The sequence below is a fragment of the Polaribacter sp. YIW18 genome, assembly GCF_057219325.1.
The window spans coordinates 320,177-341,663 of record NZ_JBXVVE010000001.1 but is presented as its reverse complement, the minus strand read 5'-3'; the positions used below and the strand labels follow the sequence as shown (position 1 = coordinate 341,663).

Annotated in this window: 22 protein-coding genes; 17 read left to right on the top strand and 5 right to left on the bottom strand. The window is 30.9% G+C overall.

What is annotated here, in order from left to right; translation table 11 throughout:
• Window positions 1-12 precede the first annotated feature (12 nt).
• From AC2D6T_RS01420 to atpG, 12 genes are all read left to right on the top strand, one after another.
• Complete coding sequence (locus AC2D6T_RS01420) at window positions 13-1,479, top strand: DUF5687 family protein (protein ID WP_484680214.1); 1,467 nt, start codon at window positions 13-15, stop codon at window positions 1,477-1,479.
• 11 nt (window positions 1,480-1,490) lie between these two features.
• Window positions 1,491-2,186 (top strand): ABC transporter ATP-binding protein, encoded by a 696-nt coding sequence (locus AC2D6T_RS01415; protein ID WP_298949763.1) that lies wholly within the window; start codon window positions 1,491-1,493, stop codon window positions 2,184-2,186.
• Between the two features lie 89 nt (window positions 2,187-2,275).
• Window positions 2,276-4,507, top strand: a complete 2,232-nt coding sequence (gene porW, locus AC2D6T_RS01410; protein WP_484680213.1) for a type IX secretion system periplasmic lipoprotein PorW/SprE — start codon at window positions 2,276-2,278, stop codon at window positions 4,505-4,507.
• A 32-nt stretch (window positions 4,508-4,539) separates the two neighbouring features.
• Window positions 4,540-4,935 carry a bactofilin family protein gene (locus tag AC2D6T_RS01405; protein WP_484680212.1) on the top strand — a complete coding sequence of 132 codons (396 nt, stop codon included), beginning with the start codon at window positions 4,540-4,542 and terminating at the stop codon, window positions 4,933-4,935.
• A complete protein-coding gene (locus AC2D6T_RS01400) occupies window positions 4,901-5,119 on the top strand; it encodes an AtpZ/AtpI family protein (protein WP_298949769.1) in 219 nt (72 codons plus the stop codon). The genes AC2D6T_RS01405 and AC2D6T_RS01400 overlap by 35 nt, the downstream gene beginning before the upstream one ends.
• Entirely contained in the window at window positions 5,112-5,501 is a 390-nt protein-coding gene (locus AC2D6T_RS01395) for a DUF6168 family protein (RefSeq protein WP_484680211.1), read from the top strand. Before AC2D6T_RS01400 ends, AC2D6T_RS01395 begins: the two co-directional genes overlap by 8 nt.
• 79 nt (window positions 5,502-5,580) lie before the next feature.
• Complete coding sequence (atpB, locus tag AC2D6T_RS01390) at window positions 5,581-6,711, top strand: F0F1 ATP synthase subunit A (protein ID WP_438989433.1); 1,131 nt, start codon at window positions 5,581-5,583, stop codon at window positions 6,709-6,711.
• Between the two features lie 71 nt (window positions 6,712-6,782).
• Window positions 6,783-6,971: an ATP synthase F0 subunit C gene (gene atpE, locus AC2D6T_RS01385; protein WP_053973883.1), complete on the top strand. Its 189-nt coding sequence runs from the start codon at window positions 6,783-6,785 to the stop codon at window positions 6,969-6,971.
• Window positions 6,972-7,051: 80 nt separating this feature from the next.
• On the top strand, window positions 7,052-7,549 hold the full coding sequence (locus tag AC2D6T_RS01380; RefSeq protein WP_298949773.1) for a F0F1 ATP synthase subunit B: 498 nt from the start codon (window positions 7,052-7,054) through the stop codon (window positions 7,547-7,549).
• A 6-nt stretch (window positions 7,550-7,555) separates the two neighbouring features.
• Window positions 7,556-8,113 (top strand): ATP synthase F1 subunit delta, encoded by a 558-nt coding sequence (atpH, locus tag AC2D6T_RS01375; protein ID WP_484680210.1) that lies wholly within the window; start codon window positions 7,556-7,558, stop codon window positions 8,111-8,113.
• Between the two features lie 76 nt (window positions 8,114-8,189).
• Window positions 8,190-9,767: a F0F1 ATP synthase subunit alpha gene (gene atpA, locus AC2D6T_RS01370; RefSeq protein ID WP_484680209.1), complete on the top strand. Its 1,578-nt coding sequence runs from the start codon at window positions 8,190-8,192 to the stop codon at window positions 9,765-9,767.
• Between the two features lie 83 nt (window positions 9,768-9,850).
• Window positions 9,851-10,717: an ATP synthase F1 subunit gamma gene (gene atpG, locus AC2D6T_RS01365; RefSeq protein WP_484680208.1), complete on the top strand. Its 867-nt coding sequence runs from the start codon at window positions 9,851-9,853 to the stop codon at window positions 10,715-10,717.
• Between the two features lie 62 nt (window positions 10,718-10,779).
• Here the strand turns inward: atpG and amaB are convergent, their stop codons facing one another.
• Window positions 10,780-12,321, bottom strand: coding sequence for an L-piperidine-6-carboxylate dehydrogenase (amaB, locus tag AC2D6T_RS01360; protein ID WP_484680207.1), 1,542 nt, complete (start codon window positions 12,319-12,321; stop codon window positions 10,780-10,782).
• A gap of 111 nt (window positions 12,322-12,432) precedes the next feature.
• Here amaB and AC2D6T_RS01355 point away from each other — a divergent pair, with 111 nt between their 5' ends.
• Both AC2D6T_RS01355 and AC2D6T_RS01350 read left to right on the top strand, forming a co-directional pair.
• Complete coding sequence (locus tag AC2D6T_RS01355) at window positions 12,433-13,491, top strand: isoaspartyl peptidase/L-asparaginase family protein (protein WP_484680206.1); 1,059 nt, start codon at window positions 12,433-12,435, stop codon at window positions 13,489-13,491.
• A gap of 246 nt (window positions 13,492-13,737) precedes the next feature.
• Window positions 13,738-14,712 (top strand): LuxE/PaaK family acyltransferase, encoded by a 975-nt coding sequence (locus tag AC2D6T_RS01350; protein WP_484680205.1) that lies wholly within the window; start codon window positions 13,738-13,740, stop codon window positions 14,710-14,712.
• 248 nt (window positions 14,713-14,960) lie between these two features.
• Here the strand turns inward: AC2D6T_RS01350 and tyrS are convergent, their stop codons facing one another.
• Window positions 14,961-16,253 carry a tyrosine--tRNA ligase gene (gene tyrS, locus AC2D6T_RS01345; RefSeq protein ID WP_484680204.1) on the bottom strand — a complete coding sequence of 431 codons (1,293 nt, stop codon included), beginning with the start codon at window positions 16,251-16,253 and terminating at the stop codon, window positions 14,961-14,963.
• Between the two features lie 169 nt (window positions 16,254-16,422).
• Here tyrS and AC2D6T_RS01340 point away from each other — a divergent pair, with 169 nt between their 5' ends.
• Window positions 16,423-17,421: an SDR family oxidoreductase gene (locus AC2D6T_RS01340; protein WP_438989441.1), complete on the top strand. Its 999-nt coding sequence runs from the start codon at window positions 16,423-16,425 to the stop codon at window positions 17,419-17,421.
• Here the strand turns inward: AC2D6T_RS01340 and AC2D6T_RS01335 are convergent, their stop codons facing one another.
• Genes AC2D6T_RS01335 through AC2D6T_RS01325 form a run of 3 tightly spaced genes read right to left on the bottom strand, consistent with a single transcriptional unit; the run spans window position 17,422 to window position 19,995 of the window.
• Window positions 17,422-17,928 (bottom strand): DUF4296 domain-containing protein, encoded by a 507-nt coding sequence (locus AC2D6T_RS01335; protein WP_298949790.1) that lies wholly within the window; start codon window positions 17,926-17,928, stop codon window positions 17,422-17,424.
• 1 nt (window position 17,929) lies between these two features.
• Window positions 17,930-19,267, bottom strand: a complete 1,338-nt coding sequence (locus AC2D6T_RS01330) for a dihydroorotase (RefSeq protein ID WP_484680203.1) — start codon at window positions 19,265-19,267, stop codon at window positions 17,930-17,932.
• 2 nt (window positions 19,268-19,269) lie between these two features.
• A complete protein-coding gene (locus tag AC2D6T_RS01325) occupies window positions 19,270-19,995 on the bottom strand; it encodes a polyprenol monophosphomannose synthase (protein ID WP_298949793.1) in 726 nt (241 codons plus the stop codon).
• An 80-nt stretch (window positions 19,996-20,075) separates the two neighbouring features.
• Between AC2D6T_RS01325 and AC2D6T_RS01320 the strand changes: the two genes are divergently transcribed.
• Both AC2D6T_RS01320 and AC2D6T_RS01315 read left to right on the top strand, forming a co-directional pair.
• Window positions 20,076-20,717 (top strand): DUF4271 domain-containing protein, encoded by a 642-nt coding sequence (locus tag AC2D6T_RS01320; protein ID WP_484680202.1) that lies wholly within the window; start codon window positions 20,076-20,078, stop codon window positions 20,715-20,717.
• Between the two features lie 18 nt (window positions 20,718-20,735).
• Complete coding sequence (locus AC2D6T_RS01315) at window positions 20,736-21,482, top strand: uroporphyrinogen-III synthase (protein ID WP_298949795.1); 747 nt, start codon at window positions 20,736-20,738, stop codon at window positions 21,480-21,482.
• The last annotated feature ends 5 nt before the right edge of the window (window positions 21,483-21,487 follow it).

Sequence of the window (21,487 nt, the reverse complement as noted above, 5' to 3'; positions counted from 1 at the left end):
AATAACCAACGTATGATTTCACATTTTTTAAAGTTAGAATGGAAACAATTTTTTAGATCTGCTGCTTTTGGTAAAAGCATGGGTGCTAAAATTTTAATTGGGTTTTTTGCTGTGTATTTTATACTCATATTTTTAGGGATGGGATTTGGCGGCTTTTTTGCGATAAAAGAAATGTATCCAGAAAAAGACCCTTTAGTTGTGGTCAATTCATTTTTATTATTTGCCATTACTGGCGATTTGATTTTTCGGTACCTCATGCAGAAACTTCCAGTAATGAATATTAAACCATTGTTACTTTTACCTATTAAAAAGAAAACCATTGTCAATTACGTATTGGTAAAATCATCATTTTCATTTTTTAATATCATGAGTTTGTTTTTTTACATTCCTTTTTCAGTGGTATTGATAAAAGAAGGTTATGATACAAATGGTGTTTTAGGATGGTTATTTTTAATGATTTTACTCGTACAAAGTATCAACTTTTTAAATTTCTTAGTCAATAAAAATAATATTGCTTTTGGGTTTATGATAGCCATTTTATTAGGTGGATTTTTGGTTCAGCGTTTCGAAATTTTCAATCTAGCAGGTTATGTTGGGCAAGGTTTCGACTTTATTTATCAGAATCCTATTTACAGTTTAGTTAGTATTATTTTACTTGTGGTTTTATATCATTTAAACTACAAACAATTAAGAAGTCAAGTATACTTAGATGAGGCCATTGCAATTAAAGTAAAAGAAGCAAATTCATCAGATTTATCTTGGTTAAACAGGTTTGGAGATTTGGCTCCGTTTATGAAAAACGATCTGCGGTTAATCACAAGAAATAAGAGAACAAAATCCTCTTTATTTATTCTTATTATAGGTTTATTATATGGTTTATTCTTTTATCCACAACCCCTGTATGCAGACAAAGAATTTTTATTTGCTTTTGTAGGTATTTTTTCAACAGGTGCTTTTTTAATAAATTTTGGTCAATTTATACCTGCTTGGGATAGTGTTTATTACAACATGCTAATGAGTCAGAATTTTAAGTACGAACGTTATTTAACCTCTAAATTTACCTTAATGTGTGTAAGTGTAATTATTTTATTCGTTTTAGGGATACCTTATGTTTACTTTGGCTGGAAAATTCTACTGGTACATTTTGCTGCTGCAATTTACAATGTGGGTGTAAATACACATGTAATTATGTATGGAGGTTCTTTTAATAGAAAAAGAATAAATTTAGATGAAAAAGCTGCTTTTAATTATCAAGGCACAGGCGCTGTACAATGGTTAATTGGTATCCCTTTAATGGTTATTCCAATGGGTCTTTTTGCCTTATTAAATTGGCAAATAGGTTTTGAGACAGCTACAATTACTTTGGCGGTTTTAGGTTTTATTGGCATTGCATTGCATAAAAAATTAATGTTGGTAATAACCAAAAAATATCATGCTTCTAAGTACATAATGATTCACGCTTTTAAACAAGAAAATTAAAACACAAAACTATGATACAAACTACAGAAATTTCAAAAAAATACGGAAAAGCAGAAGTTTTAAATATAGCTGCATTAGAGATTCCTACAGGGCAAAGTTTTGGATTAGTTGGAAATAACGGCGCAGGAAAAACCACTTATTTTAATATTTTATTAGATTTAATTAGACCAACATCTGGCGCAATTACCAACCATGATATTGTGGTAAGCAAAAGTGAAGAATGGAAAAACTTTACAGGTTCTTTTATAGACGAATCTTTTTTAATTGGTTACTTAACACCAGAAGAATATTTCGATTTTATAGGCGATTTACGTGGTATGAACAAAGCAGACGTAACCAGTTTTTTAGCACAGTTTGATGAGTTTTTTAATGGGGAAATTATAGGAAAGAAAAAATATTTAAGAGATTTAAGTAAAGGAAATCAGAAAAAAGCAGGTATTGCTGCTGCAATGATGGGAAATCCGCAGGTAGTAATTTTAGATGAACCTTTTGCAAACTTAGATCCAACAACACAAATCCGTTTAAAGGAAATTATAAAAAAATTAACTGAAAACAGAGAAATTACGGTACTAATTTCTAGTCATGATTTAACTCATGTAACCGAGGTTTGTGAGCGTATTGTGGTTTTAGACAAAGGTCAAGTAGTAAAAGACATCCAAACATCAACAGAAACTTTAAAAGAATTAGAAAGCTATTTTGCGCTATAAAGTCGTTATTCTTAATTTATTACTATTTTTACACTCTTATTTATACTATTTTCAAAAGAAATTAGTTGTAAGTAAGAGTTTTTAGTTTTATGAAGCACATTAAAAAAATACTAGTTTTTACTCTTCTTTTAGGAGTATTACACGCTTGTAGCACAAGAAAAGATACTGTTATTAATAGAAATTATCATGTTTTAACCACCAAATTCAACATTATTTTTAATGGAGAAGAGGCCTTTGAAAAAGGGTTACAAGGTATTAGAGATAGTTATAAAGACGATTGGTTTCAACAATTGGTTATAGAACCTATAGATTTTGATGACCGTAAAATTGCAGTACCCGTTTTTAAAAGTAATGGCCCAGGTGCAGGTTTTGGTAGGCCGGCAGAACAAGAAGAAACCAAAAAAGCATCTACACCTTTTGATATTGCCGAAGAAAAAGCCGTTAAATCGATTCAAAAGCACGGCATGAATATCAATGGATTAGAGAGAAACCGTCAAATAGATGATGCTTATTTATTGTTGGGTAAATCTCGTTATTATACACAACGTTTTATACCGGCAATAGAAGCCTTTAATTATGTAATTGCCAATTATCCAAATGCAAACTTAATAGCAGAAACCAAAATTTGGCGTGCTAAAGCAAACATTAGAATGGATAATGAAGAGTTTGCTATAGAATCTATGAAGTTACTTTTAGATGTAAAAGATACTTTAGAATCTGATTTATCTAACGAGTTAAAAGAAAAAGGGCACACAGCTTTGGCTATGGCTTACATGAAAGCAGACAGTCTTCAAAAAGTAAAAAAACATTTACAATTAGCCACAAGAACACAAGAAAATAAAGCTCAAGCTGCAAGAAATATGTTTGTTTTAGGGCAAATTTATGCGAAAGAAAACAAAAAAGATTCAGCAACTATTGTTTTTAACAAGCTCAGCAATTTTAAAAAGGCACCTTACAAATACAAAATACATTCGGTTATAGAATTGGCAAAAAATGCTTCAAATGATTCTGTATCTTCTTCGGTTTTAAAAAGATTAAGAAAGCTGATAGAAAAAAGAGAAAACAGACCTTACTTAGATCAGCTATATTACCAAGTAGGTTTAACCCACCAAAAGTACGATAGTGTTAGATTGGCAAAAGAGTTTTACAACAAATCTTTAAGAGCAAAAAACGGTTCAGACAAACAAAAAAGTTTTACCTACGAAAACTTAGGGAATCTCTACTTTAAAAATTCTAATTATCTAGCTGCTAGTTCTTACTATGATAGTGTTTTAAAAGTAACTACAGATACCTTAGATTTAAGAATACGAAGAGTAAAAAGAAAATATAGAAATTTAGCTTCTTTGATTAAATTCGAAAATTTAGTAGCAAAAAACGATAGTATTTTAAAGATAGCCTCTTTACCCAAAAAAGGACAAGAAGAATTTTTTCAAAACTATATAGATCGTATTAAAAAGAAAGATAAAGAAGATGCACAATTAAGGTTGAATCAAATTGCTTTTGGTGCCAATAACACAAGTTCTTTGCAAGCAACAAACAAAGGGAAGTGGTATTTTTATAACAATCAATCTATAGGTTTTGGTAAAACCGAATTTAGAAAAATTTGGGGAGATAGAAAATTAGCAGACAAATGGCGTTGGTCTTCTACGGTTAACTTTGGTAGTACAGAAAAAGATTCTGCAGTGGTACAAACCAAAGATTTAAGATACGATTTAGCAAGTTATTTAGATAAAATTCCTACAAATAAAGAAAATATAGACACTTTAAAAATAGATAGAAACCAGGCTTTATACGAATTAGGTTTAATATACAAAGAACAATTTAAAGACCTTAACTTAGCTGTAAATCGTTTAGAAAGAGTAGCCAGCTTAAACCCTAGAAAAGAATTAGTATTGCCTATAAATTGGCATTTGTATCAAATACATAAAAGTCTAAGAGAAACAAATAAAGCAAACAGTTATAAAAACACCATTCTTACCGATTATCCAAAAACTGTTTTTGCGCAAATCATTAAAAATCCAAATAAAAAGATAGAAGAAGATCAAGAGGTTACAGAAGTAGAAAAAACCTATAAAGAACTATATTACATTTATAAGAAAGAAAAAAATTACAAAGAGGTACTTGTAAAAGTGAATGATTTACTACCCACACTTGCAAGTTCAAAATTAAAACCTAAATTTGAACTTTTAAAAGCCTACGCAATAGGAAAATACCTAGATAAAAAAACCTATTCAAAAGCCTTAGAATTTGTTGCAGTTAACTATGGAAATACAGAAGAAGGAAAAATGGCAACAGAAATTCTTAAACAATTAAGTAAATAGTTATGTTTAGTAAAAAAGAAAAAAAAGAAGAAATGCAAAAAAATAAACCAAGAACCATGGAAAGAAATGTAATTGCAAAAACCACCACATTTGTTGGAGATATAAATTCTGAAGGAGATTTTAGAATAGACGGCATTCTAGAAGGTACTTTAAAAACCAAAGGACGTGTAATTATTGGTTCAGAAGGTATTATTAAAGGGAATGTAGAATCTACAAATGCAGATATAGAAGGTAAATTTTCTGGACAATTATCTGTAGCAAATACTTTAACTATTAAATCCACTGCAAATATTTCTGGAGATGTAACCATTGGTAAATTATCTATAGAACCAGGCGCAACGTTTAATGCAACTTGTGCAATGAAAGGTGCATTAAAAGAACTAAATAAAGATAATGAAACAAAAAAAGCCTCAGAAAAAACCGCTTAACAAAGCCATTGCACTATCTGGTGCTGGTTTACAAATGGGGGTAACCATTTATTTAGGTTTTTTATTAGGCAAATGGTTAGATGGTGTTTTTAAATTAACTTTTTTAACAGAAACAATGACACTTTTGGCTATCTTTTTAACCATGTATTTGTTAGTTAAACAAGCCAATAAAATTAATGAATAAAGATATTTTTACCTACATTATAGTTTTTGGTGTTTTATTTTTAACAGGTTTTTATACACACCAGTTTCTTTTAGAGAATTTAATTGCAAACCTTTCCTTTTCCCTAGAAAAAATATATCTTTTTCATGCCTTATTTTCGGGTATCGTTTGTATAAATTTAAGAGTAGTTTCTACTGTTGATAAACTTTTTCCTCAACTAGGTTTTATCTATTTAGGCATCCTACTTATAAAGTTAGTTTTGTTTTCTATATTTTTTTATAACCCTATATTTACAAGAGAAACCTTTAATCTACCAGAAAAAGGAGCCCTAATTATACCACTATTTATTTTTTTATTAACAGAAACAATTTTTGTTTTAAAAATACTCAAGTTAAAAGAATAGTAAATAATTAAAAAAAAAAGGTTTGTATTTTTGAATTATTGCATACCTTTGCGCCGAATTTAGAAAGCGTATTTTTATAATGAAGATTGCACAAAAATCTATCAAGTTTCTTACAATAGTAGCAATAAGCCTTTTTACAACGCTTAGTTTTGCTTCAGAATCTAACAAAACAGACAACCAAAACGATGGTGGTCGTGTAAATACGAAGCAAGAAATTAATGATTATATTAAACATCATTTAGCAGATTCTCATGATTTTTCTTTGTTTTCCTACACTTCAGATGCTGGAGAAAGAAAACATGTTGGTTTTTCATTACCAGTAATTGTATGGACTAGTAAAGGTTTAGTAACTTTTATGTCTTCTGAATTTCATCATAATGATGATGGTCATGTAATCGTAGAGAAAGATGGTTTAAAACTAGCTAAAATCCACTCTAAGATATACGAATTAGATAATGGGGCTACTCAAGTATCTTTTGATGAAACACACCATGCAAAAAACGCTCACAAAGTTTTAGATTTTTCTATTACTAAAAGTGTTGTTGGAATTTTAATAGCGGCCTTTTTAATTTTCTTTGGGTTTTCTAAATTAGCAAAACAATATAAATCTAAAGCAATACCCACAGGTTTGGGGCGTGCCTTAGAACCACTTGTTTTATACGTTAGAGACGAAATAGCGAGACCAAATATTGGTGAAAAAAAATATAAAAAGTTTATGCCTTATTTATTAACGGTGTTTTTTTTCATATGGATATTAAATTTAATGGGATTAACTCCTATAGGTTTTAATGTTACAGGTCAAATCGCAATCACAGTTTGTTTAGCAATTTTCACTTTAATAATATACATAAGCAATGGTAGTAAAGATTTTTGGATGCATACTTTATGGATGCCAGGAGTACCAAAACTGTTAAGACCAATACTTGCTGTATTAGAATTAGCAGGATATTTATTAATAAAGCCATTTTCTTTATTGGTACGTTTATTTGCCAATATTACAGCGGGTCACTCTGTTGTAATGGGTATTGCCGCTTTAATGTTATTATTAAAAGCTGAATTTGGAACTGTTGGTGCGACAGGAATTTCATTTTTCTTAACCTTATTTTTAACGGTTATAGAGGTATTAGTAGCTTTTTTACAGGCATTTATTTTTACAATGCTATCCGCATTGTTTATTGGAATGGCTGTAGAAGAACATGAGCACCATTAAACTAGAGTAATCTAGATAATAATAAATTAGAATTAGAGTTTGTTTAATTAATATATTTAAAATCAATTAGTATGTACAATTTAATTGGAGCAGGATTAATCGTAATCGGAGGTGGAATCGGACTTGGTCAAATTGGTGGTAAAGCAATGGAAGGTATTGCGCGTCAACCAGAAGCAGCAGGTAAGATCCAAACAGCGATGATCATTATTGGAGCATTATTAGAAGGTTTAGCATTTGGTGCTTTACTTTTAGGTAAATAATCTGATACAGAAACAAAAATGCATCTATAACGGTTGGTTATAGATGTGTTTTTTAAAATTAGACAACAAAAAATAATATTATGGATATTTTTAATGATTTTTCAGTAGGTTTATTTGCACTACAACTGGTTATTCTTATTGTTTTATTAGTGCTGTTAAAGAAATTTGCTTGGAAACCAATATTAAACTCTTTAGAAGAAAGAGAATCTGGTATTGAAAACGCTTTAGCCGCCGCAGATAATGCACGTAAAGAAATGCAAAATTTAACTGCAGATAACGAAAGATTAGCAAAAGAAGCTAGAGCTGAAAGAGAAGCAATGATGAAAGAAGCTAGAGAAATTAGCGATAAAATTATTGCAGATGCAAAACAAGATGCAAAAGAAGTAACTACCAAGTTAATTGAAACAGCACAAGCTTCAATCCAACAAGAAAAACAAGCAGCGTTAGCAGCGTTAAAGAAAAACGTAGCAGAATTATCTATAGGCATTGCAGAATCTGTAATTAAAAAAGAATTATCTAATAAGAAAGACCAATTAGAGCTGGTAGAAGGAATCTTAAAAGATGTTACTTTAAACTAAAAAGAAATGAAAGACGCAAGAGCAGCATTACGTTACGCAAAAGCAATTTTAAATCTTGCAACAGATTCTAAATCAGAAGCTGCAGTAAATACAGATATGTCTTTAATTACTTCTATTATTGCAGAAAATAGCGAGTTAGAAGTAATGTTAAAAAGTCCTATTGTAAAGTCTTCAGATAAAATGAACGTTTTAAACGCGTTGTTTGATGGTAAGGTAAACAACATCACATTGGGTTTATTTCATTTATTAGAAGATAATAAAAGGATAGCTATGCTAGATAGTGTTGCAAAACAATACGCTATTGTATATGATCATTTAAAACATACACAAGTAGCCACTGTAACAACAGCAGTACCTTTAACAAAAGAAGTAGAGCAACAAGTTTTAGATAAAATTGTTTCTTTAACAGGAGACAAAGCAAACTTAGAAAACAAAATAAACCCAGCAATTTTAGGAGGTTTTATTTTACGTGTTGGAGATGTGCAGTATGATGCAAGTATCTCTAATTATTTAAACGAATTGAAAAAGGAATTTGACAACAGTCATTACGTTCCAAAAATATAATTAAGCAATATGCATTAGGCTCTAAGCAATTAGCTTTAGCCTAAAGCATATGGCAAAAAGCTTAAAGCAATTAAAAATGGCAAGTATTAAACCAGCTGAAGTATCAGCAATTTTAAAGCAACAGTTAACAAATTTCGAAGCAAAAGCTACTTTAAACGAAGTAGGAACCGTTTTACAAGTAGGTGATGGTATTGCTCGTGTTTATGGTCTTTCTAATGTACAGTATGGAGAATTAGTAGAATTCGAAAACGGCTTAGAAGGTATTGTATTAAACTTAGAAGAAGACAATGCAGGTGTTGTATTATTAGGTGCTTCTACTTCTATAAAAGAAGGTTCTACAGTAAAACGTACAGAACGTATTGCTTCTTTAAGAGCAGGTGAAGGTATTGTAGGTAGAGTTGTAGATACATTAGGTAGTCCTATAGATGGTAAAGGACCAATTACGGGTACTACATACGAGATGCCATTAGAAAGAAGAGCCCCTGGTGTAATCTACAGAGAACCTGTAACAGAACCATTACAAACAGGTATTAAATCTATTGATGCAATGATTCCTGTAGGTAGAGGTCAGCGTGAGTTGATTATTGGAGATCGTCAAACAGGTAAATCTACTGTGGCTATTGATACCATTTTAAATCAAAAAGAATTTTTTGATGCTGGTGAGCCAGTATATTGTATCTATGTTGCAGTTGGGCAAAAAGCATCTACAGTTGCTGCTATTGCAAACATGTTAGAAGAAAAAGGCGCTTTAGCTTACACAACTATTGTAGCTGCCAATGCATCAGATCCTGCAGCAATGCAAGTATATGCACCATTTGCTGGAGCTGCAATTGGAGAATATTTTAGAGATACAGGTAGACCAGCTTTAATTATTTATGATGATTTATCTAAACAAGCAGTCGCATACCGTGAAATTTCTTTATTATTAAGAAGACCTCCAGGACGTGAGGCATATCCAGGAGATGTATTTTACTTACACTCTAGATTATTAGAAAGAGCTGCAAAAGTTATTAATGACGATAAAATTGCAAGCGAAATGAACGATTTACCAGATTCTATCAAAGGAATTGTAAAAGGTGGAGGTTCTTTAACTGCATTACCAATTATCGAAACACAAGCAGGTGATGTATCTGCATATATACCAACAAACGTAATTTCTATTACAGATGGTCAAATCTTCTTAGATGGAGATTTATTTAACTCTGGTGTACGTCCAGCAATTAACGTAGGTATTTCTGTATCACGTGTTGGAGGTAATGCTCAGATTAAATCAATGAAAAAAGTATCTGGTACTTTAAAATTAGACCAGGCACAATTTAGAGAATTAGAAGCATTTGCTAAGTTTGGTTCAGATCTAGATGCTGCAACCATGAGTGTAATTTCTAAAGGACAACGTAATGTTGAAATTTTAAAACAAGCACAAAACGATCCTTTTGCAGTAGAAGACCAAGTTGCAATTATCTATGCAGGTTCTAAAAACTTGTTAAAAGATGTACCTGTAGAGAAAGTTAAAAAGTTCGAAAAAGAATATATCGATTACTTAAACACAAAACATAGAGATACGTTAGATGTTTTAAAATCTGGTAAATTAACAGACGAAGCTACTGCAACATTAGAAGCAGCTGCTGCAGAAATAACGAAGCATTTTGTTTAATTAGACATTAGCTTTTAGTCGCAAAAATTCTTTACACGAATCTAAGCACTAACAACTAAGCACTAATAACTAAACACTAGTAAATGGCAAACTTAAAAGAAATACGTAATAGAATTACCTCTATCAAATCTACAATGCAGATTACATCTGCTATGAAAATGGTGTCTGCTGCAAAATTAAAAAAAGCACAAGATGCAATTGTAGCAATGAGGCCTTATTCATCTAAATTAACAGAATTGTTGCAAAATTTAAGTGCAACTTTAGATAGTGATGCTGGTGGTGCATATTCTGAGCAAAGAGAGGTTTCTAAAGTATTATTAGTAGTTGTTACATCTAACAGAGGTCTATGTGGTGGTTTTAACTCTTCAATTACCAAAGAAGTTGTAAAAACAATTAAAGAAAAATATGTAAATACTTCTGTAGAAATATTCTCTATTGGTAAAAAAGGAGCAGACGTTTTATCTAAAGGACATAACCTTGTAGCTACAAGAAACGATTTATACGATGATTTAACTTTTGATAATACAGCAGCTGTAGCAGAAAATTTGATGGGAATGTATGTAGATGGCACGTATGATAGAATTGAAATTATATACAATCAATTTAAAAATGCTGCGACTCAGATTCCTCAAGTAGAACAATTCCTACCCATTAAACCTATAGAAAGCGGTGATGTAGCAGCAGTAAATTCTGATTATATCTTTGAGCCTTCTAAATTAGAAATCGTAGAAGCTTTAATACCAAAGTCTTTAAAAACACAACTATACAAAGCGTTAAGAGACAGTTTTGCCTCAGAACATGGTGCTCGTATGACTGCAATGCACAAAGCAACAGACAATGCAACAGAATTAAGAGACGAATTGTTATTAACGTATAACAAAGCAAGACAAGCTGCAATTACTAACGAAATCTTAGAGATTGTTGGTGGAGCAGAAGCTTTGAATAATTAAAAAAATTAAAATTAAGCTATAATATAAAAAAAGAGACTGAATTTTCAGCCTCTTTTTTTTTCTTACAAATCGAACTTAATACCTTGTGCTAAAGGCAGTTCATCAGAATAATTTATGGTATTTGTTTGCCTTCTCATATAAACCTTCCAAGCATCAGAGCCAGACTCTCGTCCACCACCAGTTTCTTTTTCGCCCCCAAAAGCACCACCAATTTCTGCTCCAGAAGTACCAATATTTACATTGGCAATTCCACAATCTGAACCTGCATAAGACAAGAATTTTTCGGCTTCTTTTAATTCGTTGGTCATAATTGCAGACGATAAACCTTGGGCAACACCATTTTGTTTTGCAATGGCATTTTCTATGTTACCAGAATATTTCATCACATATAAAATAGGAGCAAACGTTTCGTGTTGTACAATTTCAAAATGATTTTCGGCTTCTATAATTGCTGGTTTTACATAACAACCAGAATTGTATCCATCTCCATCTAAAACACCACCATCAACTAAAACAGTTCCACCTTCTTCTTTTGCCTTTTCTATGGCTTTTAAATAGGTGTTTACAGCATCTTTATCAATTAACGGGCCAACATGATTATTTTCATCTAAAGGATTCCCAATTTTTATTTGTTTGTAAGCACCAACAATAGCGTCTCGTACTTTATCATAAACAGATTCGTGTATAATTAACCTTCTTGTAGAGGTACATCTTTGGCCACAAGTACCCACAGCACCAAAAACAGCACCAGGAACCACCACTTTTAAATCGGCTGTTGGTGTAATTATAATGGCATTATTACCACCCAATTCTAATAGAGATTTTCCAAAACGTTGGGCTACTTTTGCGCCCACAATTCGTCCCATTCTAGAAGACCCTGTAGCAGAAATTAACGGAACTCTAGTATCACTCGTCATCATTTCACCTACTTTATAATCGCCATTTATTATGCAAGAAATTCCTTCTGGCAAGTTGTTTTCTTTTAAAATTGGGGCAATAATATTTTGGCAAGCTACTGCACACAAAGGTGTTTTTTCAGAGGCTTTCCAAACACAAACATCACCACAAATCCATGCTAAAGCTGTGTTCCAAGCCCAAACTGCCACTGGAAAATTAAAGGCAGAAATAATACCAACAACTCCTATTGGGTGCCATTGTTCTCTCATAACATGGCCTGGTCTTTCAGACGGAATTGTTTGTCCATTTAGCTGACGAGACAAACCTACTGCAAAGTCGCAGATATCAATCATTTCTTGAACCTCACCATAGCCTTCTTGCAAAGATTTCCCCATTTCGTAAGAAACTAATTTGCCTAAAGGCTCTTTTAAATCTCTCAACTTATTACCAAATTGACGCACAATCTCGCCTCTTTGTGGAGCGGGCATATTTCTAAAAGACAAAAACGCTTTACCAGCAGCCTCGATCACTTGTTCATAATCTTTTTTGGTGGTTGTTTTTACCTTTGCTATCAATTTACCATCAACAGGCGAAAAACTTTCTATAATTTCTCCGTTAGAAAAGTTATTAGAACCCGTAGATGCTCCATTATTTATGTCTTTTATACCTAATTGTTGCAAGGTTTTTTGTATTCCAAAATTATTCATTTTGCTGAGTGGTTTTTGTTGTTTAATTTAGAAGTTCGAATTTACGAATAATTTTACACACTTATAAATTAAACAAAAAGATTAACATCTGTTTAATATTAAACAAAAGATATGAAAAAACTACTCTACATTGCTTCAATTTTATTAATTTCTTTCGGGTGTAAAATAGAAAAGACAAAAGACGCTAAAGAAATAAAAATAACTAAAAAAGTGAATGATTTTGCCATTATAATTCATGGTGGTGCTGGCACTATTTTAAAGAAAAACATGTCAGATGACAAAGAAACTGCTTATGTAGCAAAATTAGAAGAAGCTATAAAAACAGGGCATACCATTTTAAAAAATGGAGGTACCAGTCAAGAAGCAGTGATGAAAACGATTCAGGTTATGGAGAATTCTCCATTATTTAACGCAGGTAAAGGGGCTGTTTTTACACACGAAGAAACCAATGAGTTAGATGCTTCTTTTATGGATGGTAAAACTTTAAATGCAGGGGCTGTTGCTGGAGTTACCAATGTAAAAAGTCCTATTGAATTATCCATAAAAGTGATGACAGATTCAGATCACGTAATGTTATCTGGCAAAGGAGCTTCTATTTTTGCTAAAGAAAAAGGCTTAGAAATTGTAGACCCTAGTTATTTTTATACAGAAAACCGATATAAATCTTTACAAAGAATAAAAAATAGAGCTAAAAAGCAGATAGATCATGATGATAAAAAAGCCGCCTTTTATGATGCCGATATTAAAAACTCGAAATTTGGAACAGTAGGTTGTGTAGCCCTAGATAAATACGGAAATATTGCTGCAGGAACATCTACAGGAGGAATGACCAACAAACGTTGGGGAAGAATTGGAGATGCACCTATTATTGGTTCTGGTACCTATGCAAATAATTTAACTTGTGGTGTTTCGTCTACTGGTTGGGGAGAATATTTTATTAGAAGTCAAGTTGCTTATGATATTTCTGCGCAGATGGAATACCAACAAAAAACTTTAAAAGAAGCTACCACAGATGTAATACAAAATAAATTGACAAAATTAGGGGGTACAGGTGGTGTTGTAGCATTAGACAAAAACGGAAATATGTCTTTTGAATTTAATACTGCAGGAATGTACAGAGCTTCTATGAATGATAAGGGCGAATTGGTTGTAAAGATCTATAAGGAATAATCTAACCATTTTGCTGGAATAGATTGTAATTTCACTTTAGTAAATTTTGATGCAATTATTTATAGTTTTTTTGAACTAGATTTTGGCTATTACAACCACAAGAAAAAAAAACACTGTTAAAAAGATGTATTTATTCATTTTTTTTATGGGTAAAAACAGTTTTCATTTTTTATATTTTAGTTCTTTTTTATTAGATAAAAAATTAGTGAAAGGTTGCGTGCAATAATGTTATTTTTGTACAAGTTTATGCAAGCAAAAATATTTAACATACAATCTCAAGAAGACTTTAACAAAAATGCCTTAGCCATTTTTAAGCATCAATTTAAAAACAACAAGGTTTACAGGTCTTTTTGCGATTTGTTATACAAACATCCTTCAGAGATCAACCAAGTAAAAGATATTCCTTTTTTACCCATTCAATTTTTTAAAAGCAGAAAAGTACTTTCTTCTTTAGATGAAATTGATGAAGTTTTTACAAGTTCTGGCACAACAGGTAGTGTTACTAGCAAACATTTTGTAACAGATATTAATATTTATAAACAAAGTTATTTTAAGGGCTTTGAACATTTTTATGGCAATATAGAAGACTATGCGGTATTAGCTTTATTGCCCAACTATTTAGAGCGTAAAGGGTCTTCTTTGGTTTTTATGGTAGATGATTTGATAAGAAAATCTAAAAACATAGAAAGCGGTTTTTATTTGAACAATTTAGATGAATTAGCTAAAAAACTAATAGAATTAGACAAAAAAGAACAAAAAGTACTCTTAATTGGAGTTTCTTTTGCCTTGTTAGATTTAATTGAGAAGCAACAATTCAACCTAAAAAACACCATAATTATGGAAACTGGCGGTATGAAAGGAAGAAGAAAAGAAATCATAAGACAAGAGTTGCATACAATTTTAAAAAATGGTTTTTCTGTTGATAAAATTCACTCAGAATATGGCATGACAGAATTATTAAGTCAGGCTTATTCTAAAGGAAATGGCGTTTTTGAAACTCCACCTTGGATGCAAATTTTAATCAGAGATACAGAAGACGCCCTAACCATAAATACTACAGAAAAAAACGGTGGAATTAATGTGATTGATTTAGCAAATTACAACTCTTGCAGTTTTATTGCTACCCAAGATTTAGGTAAAACCTATATAAACGGCACATTTGAAATTGTTGGGCGTTTTGACAACTCAGATATTAGAGGCTGTAACTTAATGGTACTGTAAAATAAAAAGCAGAAAAGTTGTAAACTTTAAAAATCTTCATCGACAAAATTAAAAACCATCTAGATGAAAAAATTAGCAATCATTTATTATTTGTAATAACTGCAAGTTTAAAAGCAAAAAATTACAACTAAAAAAAGGCAGATGCCAACTGGTTGAATATTAGTAAAGAGTAAGTTTTTTTTCTTTACCCAGAAGACCTCTCAGGTTTTTAAAACCTGAAATGTCTTTTGGAATATTTAAAAATTATCTTATTCTACCACTAATAAATAATACGTTTTTTTACCACGTTGTAACAACACATATTTATTAGCTATTAAATCTTCTTTTGTGATTGTAAAATCTTCTTTTACCTTTTCTTTGTTAACAGAAATTGCATTTTCTTTTAAGGCCCTTCTAGCTTCTCCATTCGACTTTAAAAAGTTGGTTTTTGCAGCCAAAGCTCCAATCATATCCAACCCTTGTGCAATATCACCTAAAGAAACAGTGGCTTGTGGCACACCATCAAAAACATCTAAAAATGTTTGTTCGTCTAGAGATTTTAAATCGCTTGCCGTACTTTTTCCGAATAAAATTGCAGATGCTTTAATTGCATTTTCATAAGCCTCTTTGCCATGTACTAATAAAGTAACTTCTTCTCCTAAACGTTTTTGTAAAATACGCGCATGTGGTGCTTCTTTATGTTCTGCAATTAAAGTTTGTATGGTTTCTTTCTTTAAAAAAGTAAATATTTTAATATATTTTTCTGCGTCTTCATCAGAAGTATTTAACCAATATTGGTAAAATTTGTAAGGTGATGTTCTGTTGGCATCTAACCAAACATTTCCTCCTTCAGATTTTCCAAATTTAGAACCATCAGACTTTGTAATTAATGGGCAGGTAATTGCATACCCTTTTCCACCACCAATTCTTCTAATTAATTCTGTACCTGTTGTAATATTTCCCCATTGATCTGACCCACCCATTTGTAAAGTAGCGCCATTATTTTGGTACAAATGTAAAAAATCGTAACCTTGTACTAATTGATAGGTAAACTCTGTAAAAGACATCCCTTCTTTAGACTCTGAACCAATTCTGTTTTTTACAGAATCTTTTGCCATCATGTAATTTACAGTAATGTGTTTACCAACATCACGAATAAATTCAAGGAAAGAGAAATCTTTCATCCAATCGTAATTATTTACCAAAACAGCTGCATTTTTTGCATCGGAAGTAAAATCTAAAAAATGACTTAATTGCCCTTTTATAGCTTCTTGGTTGTGTCTTAACGTTTTTTCGTCTAATAAGTTACGTTCTGCAGATTTACCAGAAGGATCTCCAATCATACCTGTTGCACCACCTACCAAAGCAATAGGTTTATGCCCACATCTTTGAAAATGTGCCAACAACATAATAGGCACTAAATTTCCTATATGTAAAGAGTCTGAAGTTGGATCAAAACCTACATACGCACTTCTCATATTTTCTAACAAGTGCTGTTCTGTAGTTGGCATACTGTCATGCAACATCTCTCTCCATTGTAATTCTTCTATAAAATTATTCATTATAAATTTTAATTAATTGAATTTAAAATACGAATGTCAAATTGATCTTGTCGAATTTTAATAATCGATTTCGACAAGCTCAATCTGACATTGTTATTCAAGTTAGAACATAACTTGTTTTAACAGTACAAAGATAAACTTATCAATCAAAAAACCATAACTTAGCAGTATGATTTTAGTAACTGGTGGAACAGGTTTAGTGGGTGCACATTTATTGTATCATTTATTAAAAAATGATAAAAAAATCCGCGCTATTTATCGTTCTAAAGATAAAATAGAAAGTGTAAAAAAGGTATTTTCTTATTATACAGACGATGTTACTTTAATAGATAAAATAGACTGGTTTAAAGCAGATATTACAGAAGTACCTGCAATGATACCTGCTTTTGTAGGTGTAAAAAAAGTGTACCACTGTGCAGCGTTTATTTCTTTTAATCCGAAAGATTATATAGAAATGCGTAAAATAAATATACATGGTACAGCAATAATTGTAAACCTATCTATTGATGCCAAAATAGACAAATTGTGTTTTGTAGGTTCTATTGCTTCTGTGGGAGAATCTATAAACGACCAATTGATTACCGAAGAAAATGAGTGGAATAAGGAATTAGATAACAGTGGGTATTCCATTACAAAATTTGGCGCAGAAATGGAGGTTTGGCGAGCAAGTCAAGAAGGTGTTGAGGTGGTTATTGTAAATCCAGGGGTTATTTTAGGAAGTGGTTTTTGGCAATCTGGTTCTGGTAAATTATTTAGTCAGGTTTATAATGGTTTTAAATATTTTACAGAAGGGATTACAGGTTTTGTGGGTGTAAAAGATGTAGTAAAAACCATGATTTTATTAACGGAATCTACCATAAAAAACCAACGTTTTATTCTAGTTTCAGAAAACAAAACATACAAAGATGTGTTGTTTGCCATTGCAGATGGTTTTGGTAAAAAAAGACCTTCTAAAAAAATTAAACCTTGGCAAACTACTATTTTGTGGAGGTCTTCTGCTTTTGTAGCTAAAATTTCGGGAGTACAACCTTTGTTAAGCAAGTATTCTGCAAGAAGTGCACATTCGGTTTCTAAATATTCTTCTCAAAAAATAAAAGAGGCATTAAACTATCAATTTGAAAAAGTAGATACTGTTATTAAAGACGTTTGTAAAAATTACTCAAAATAATTACTGTCTTTGTAAGACTTCTTTTTTGTCTAAAATATTGATGTTAATGGTATCTAATAATTTAACACTTTGTTGTTTTAAAGAATCGTTGATAATTTTAATACTATCTAACCTTCTTTCAAGAATTCTAACTTTGTCAATAGAGTCTTTTTTTATAGAATCTAATCTGGTTTGTTTTTGTTTGTATAGTTTTCCTTGCTTTTCTATGCTTTCTTTGGCGCTTTCTAATATTTTTTGATACATATCTATTTTAGACATATAATACAAATTACTGTTTTGAAACCTAGCGCTATCAATTTTAAATTTTTGATATACAAGAGGCATGTAATTAATATTTTTTTCAAGATTTTTATTTTTAATAAATTTTGCACTACCAGCAATCACCATTTCTTGCAGTAACAATTGCATACTATCTTTTGGTATAAGATCTTTTGGTTTTTCTAAAATGGTATTACTTGTGCAAGAAAAAATTAAAACAGCACAAAAAATAATGAAAATATGTTTCATTTTATCTATTAAATGTTAGCCTTTTACCTTTAATATCATCATTAAAAACCCCATTATCATATATTAAATTACCATTTACAAAAGTATGTGTAATGCTTGCGGAAAAAGTAGTACCTTCAAAAGGAGACCAACCACATTTATACAAAACATTTTCTTTAGTTACAGTTTGTGGTTTGTTAGGGTCTATTAAAACCAAATCTGCATAATAACCTTCTTTAATAAAACCACGTTTTTTAATTTGAAATAATTTTGCGGGATTATGACTCATTTTTTCTACTGCTTTTTCAATCGTAATAACGCCCTCTTTTACTTTTTCTAAAATAGCTGGAACAACATGCTGTACTAATGGGCCACCACTTGGTGCTTTTGTATACACATTGTTTTTTTCTTCTAAAGTATGTGGTGCATGGTCTGTAGCTAAAACATCAATTCTATCATCTAATAAAGCTTTCCATAAACCTTGCCTGTCTTTTTCTGTTTTAACAGCAGGATTCCATTTTATAAAAGTTCCTTTTTCATCATAATCTTGGTCGTTAAACCAAAGGTGATGTACACAAACTTCTGCTGTAATTTGTTTTTCTTCTAGTGGAATATCGTTTCTAAAAAGATGTGTTTCCTTTTCTGTAGAAACATGAAAAATATGCAAACGAGCGCCTGTTTTTTTGGCTAATTCTATGGCTTTAGAGGAAGATATATAGCAAGCTTCTTCGCTTCTAATAATTGGGTGATATTTAATAGGAATTTCATCTCCATATTTCTTTTTAAATTCTGCTGTATTTTTTCTGATGGTTGCTTCGTCTTCACAATGTACAGAAATAATCATTTTGGTTGATGAGAAAATCTTTTCTAAAACTTCTACATCATCTACCAACATATTTCCTGTAGAAGAACCTAAAAACAACTTAATCCCAGCCACTTTTTGCGGGTCTGTTTTTAATAACTCCTCTAAATTATTATTGGTGCCACCAAACATAAAAGAGTAATTGGTATAAGAATCTTTACTAGCAATACTAAATTTATTTTCTAACAACTCTTGTGTGGTTGCTTGTGGTACTGTATTGGGTTGTTCTATAAAAGTGGTAATACCACCAGCTACAGCCGCTCTACTTTCTGTAGCAATGTTTGCTTTATGCGTTAAACCAGGCTCCCTAAAATGAACTTGATCGTCTATAAAACCAGGTATTAAATACTTACCATTTGCGTTTATTGTTGTCACATTTTTATCTAGCTGAATTTCTTTAGAAACTTGCTTGATAATTTCGTTTTCTATTAAAACATCTCCTGTAAAGGTTTTATTTTCGTTAACTATTTTAGCGTTTTTTATAAGATAAGTCATCATTTTTAATCTTTTGGTAATCCTTTTAATCTCATTTTTATCACTCCAAAAAGCGCCTCAGAAACAATATTTCCATTCATTTTAGAGGCTCCTAAGTCTCTATCTGTAAAAATTACAGAGACTTCTTTTATATTAAATTTATGTTTCCAAGCTTTAAATTTCATTTCTATTTGAAATGCATAACCAATAAACTTTATTTTATCTAAGTTAATGGTTTCTAAAACTTTACGTTTCCAGCAAACAAAACCAGCAGTAGTGTCAAAAATGGGTATTCTAGTTATAATACGTACGTATTTTGATGCAAAATAAGAAAGTAACAACCTTTTAATATCCCAATTTACTACGTTTACTTGGTTGTTTACATATCTAGAACCTACAGAAACATCTCCACCCTCTTTTGCACAGGCATTATACAATCTTACCAAATCTTTTGGATTGTGAGAAAAATCAGCATCCATCTCGATCATGTAGTCATATTTTTTTGACAAAGCCCATTTAAAACCATGAATGTAAGCAGTACCTAAACCATTTTTTTCTTTTCTTTTTTCTAAAAAAAGTTGGTTTGGAAATTCTTTTGTTAAGTTTTCTACAATAGTGCCAGTTCCATCAGGAGAATTATCGTCTACAACTAAAATATGGAATTCTTTTTCTTCACTAAAAACAGCTCTAACGATGGCTTCTATGTTTTCTTTTTCGTTGTAAGTAGGAATGATGACTAACGCGTCTGACATAAATTAAATTTCATGTGATATAGTACAAATATACATTTTTTAATTACTAATTTTGTGTTAATCTTACCAAGAAAACAGAAGTGCAAGCATTAGAAAAAATAGTAATTAATAGAAATTGGATTACATTAATAATACTTTTATTATTGATTTTAATTGTGTTATTAAAATCCTTAAATAAAGAACGTTTAAAAGGTTTTGTTTTTGTTTTATTTAATAAGAATTTTATAACTACCGAAGCAGACGATAACCCTTCTTTTTTTAATGGTTTTAACCTTTTGTTATTTTTATTTTCTACAATAACCCTATCTTTAACAATTAGCTTTTTGTTAGATACAAAAAGTTACCTTTTTGATACTACTTTCTCTTCTTTTTTAATCGTTTTTACAATTGTTTTAAGTTATTTTCTGCTTAAAAAGTTTCTAGAATTTTTATTGGTTAGGCTTTTTCTAATCCAAAAACAGCTACTGTTTTATACAATTTCTAAAACTAGTTACCTTTATACCATCAGTTTTGTATTGTTTATTGTATATATTTTAACTGTCTATAGTGCTTTAAAAGCGAGTGTCTTACTTTATAGCACGCTTTTTTTGTTAGTAATTCGTTTTATAGCTCACATTGTAATTAACAAAAAGCTGATTTTTAGCAAGTTGTTTTATTTTATTTTGTATATTTGCGCCCTCGAAATAGCACCGCTATTTTTATTATTTAAATTGATACTTTAAATTAAAAAACAAAAGCGTATGAAAGTGAAAACTATTTTAGTATCGCAACCTGAGCCTAAAACAGAAACTTCCCCTTATTTTGAATTGTCTAGCAAACAGAAAGTAAAAATTGACTTTAGATCTTTTATTCATGTAGAAGGGATTCCTGTAAAAGAGGTAAGATCTCAAAAAGTAGATCTTAAAAACTTTACTGCTATTATTTTAACAAGTAGAAATGCTGTAGATTATTTCTTTAAAATTGCAGAAGAAATGCGTTTTAAAGTGCCAGATGATATGAAATATTTTTGCCAGTCAGAAGCTGTTGCTTATTACCTACAAAAATACGTAGTGTACAGAAAGCGTAAGATTTATGTTGGTAACAGAACGTTTCCTGAGTTAACAAAGTTGATTAAAAAACATAAAACAGAAAACTTTTTATTACCATCTTCTAACAAATTAAAACCATTAATTCCAGATGAGTTAAATGCATTAGGTGTAAAATGGACCCGTTTAGATTTGTATAGAACTGTAGTAAGCGATTTATCGGATTTAGAAGATGTTTTTTATGATATTTTAGTGTTTTTTAGCCCTTCTGGTATCGAATCTTTACTACAAAACTTTCCAGACTTTAAACAAAACAATACTAGAATTGCCGCTTTTGGTAACTCTACAGTAAGTGCGGTTACTGCAGCTGGGTTTAAATGTGATATAAAAGCGCCAGCGCCAGAAACGCCTTCTATGACAATGGCATTAGAAAAATATATTAAAGAAGCAAATAAGAAATAACAACT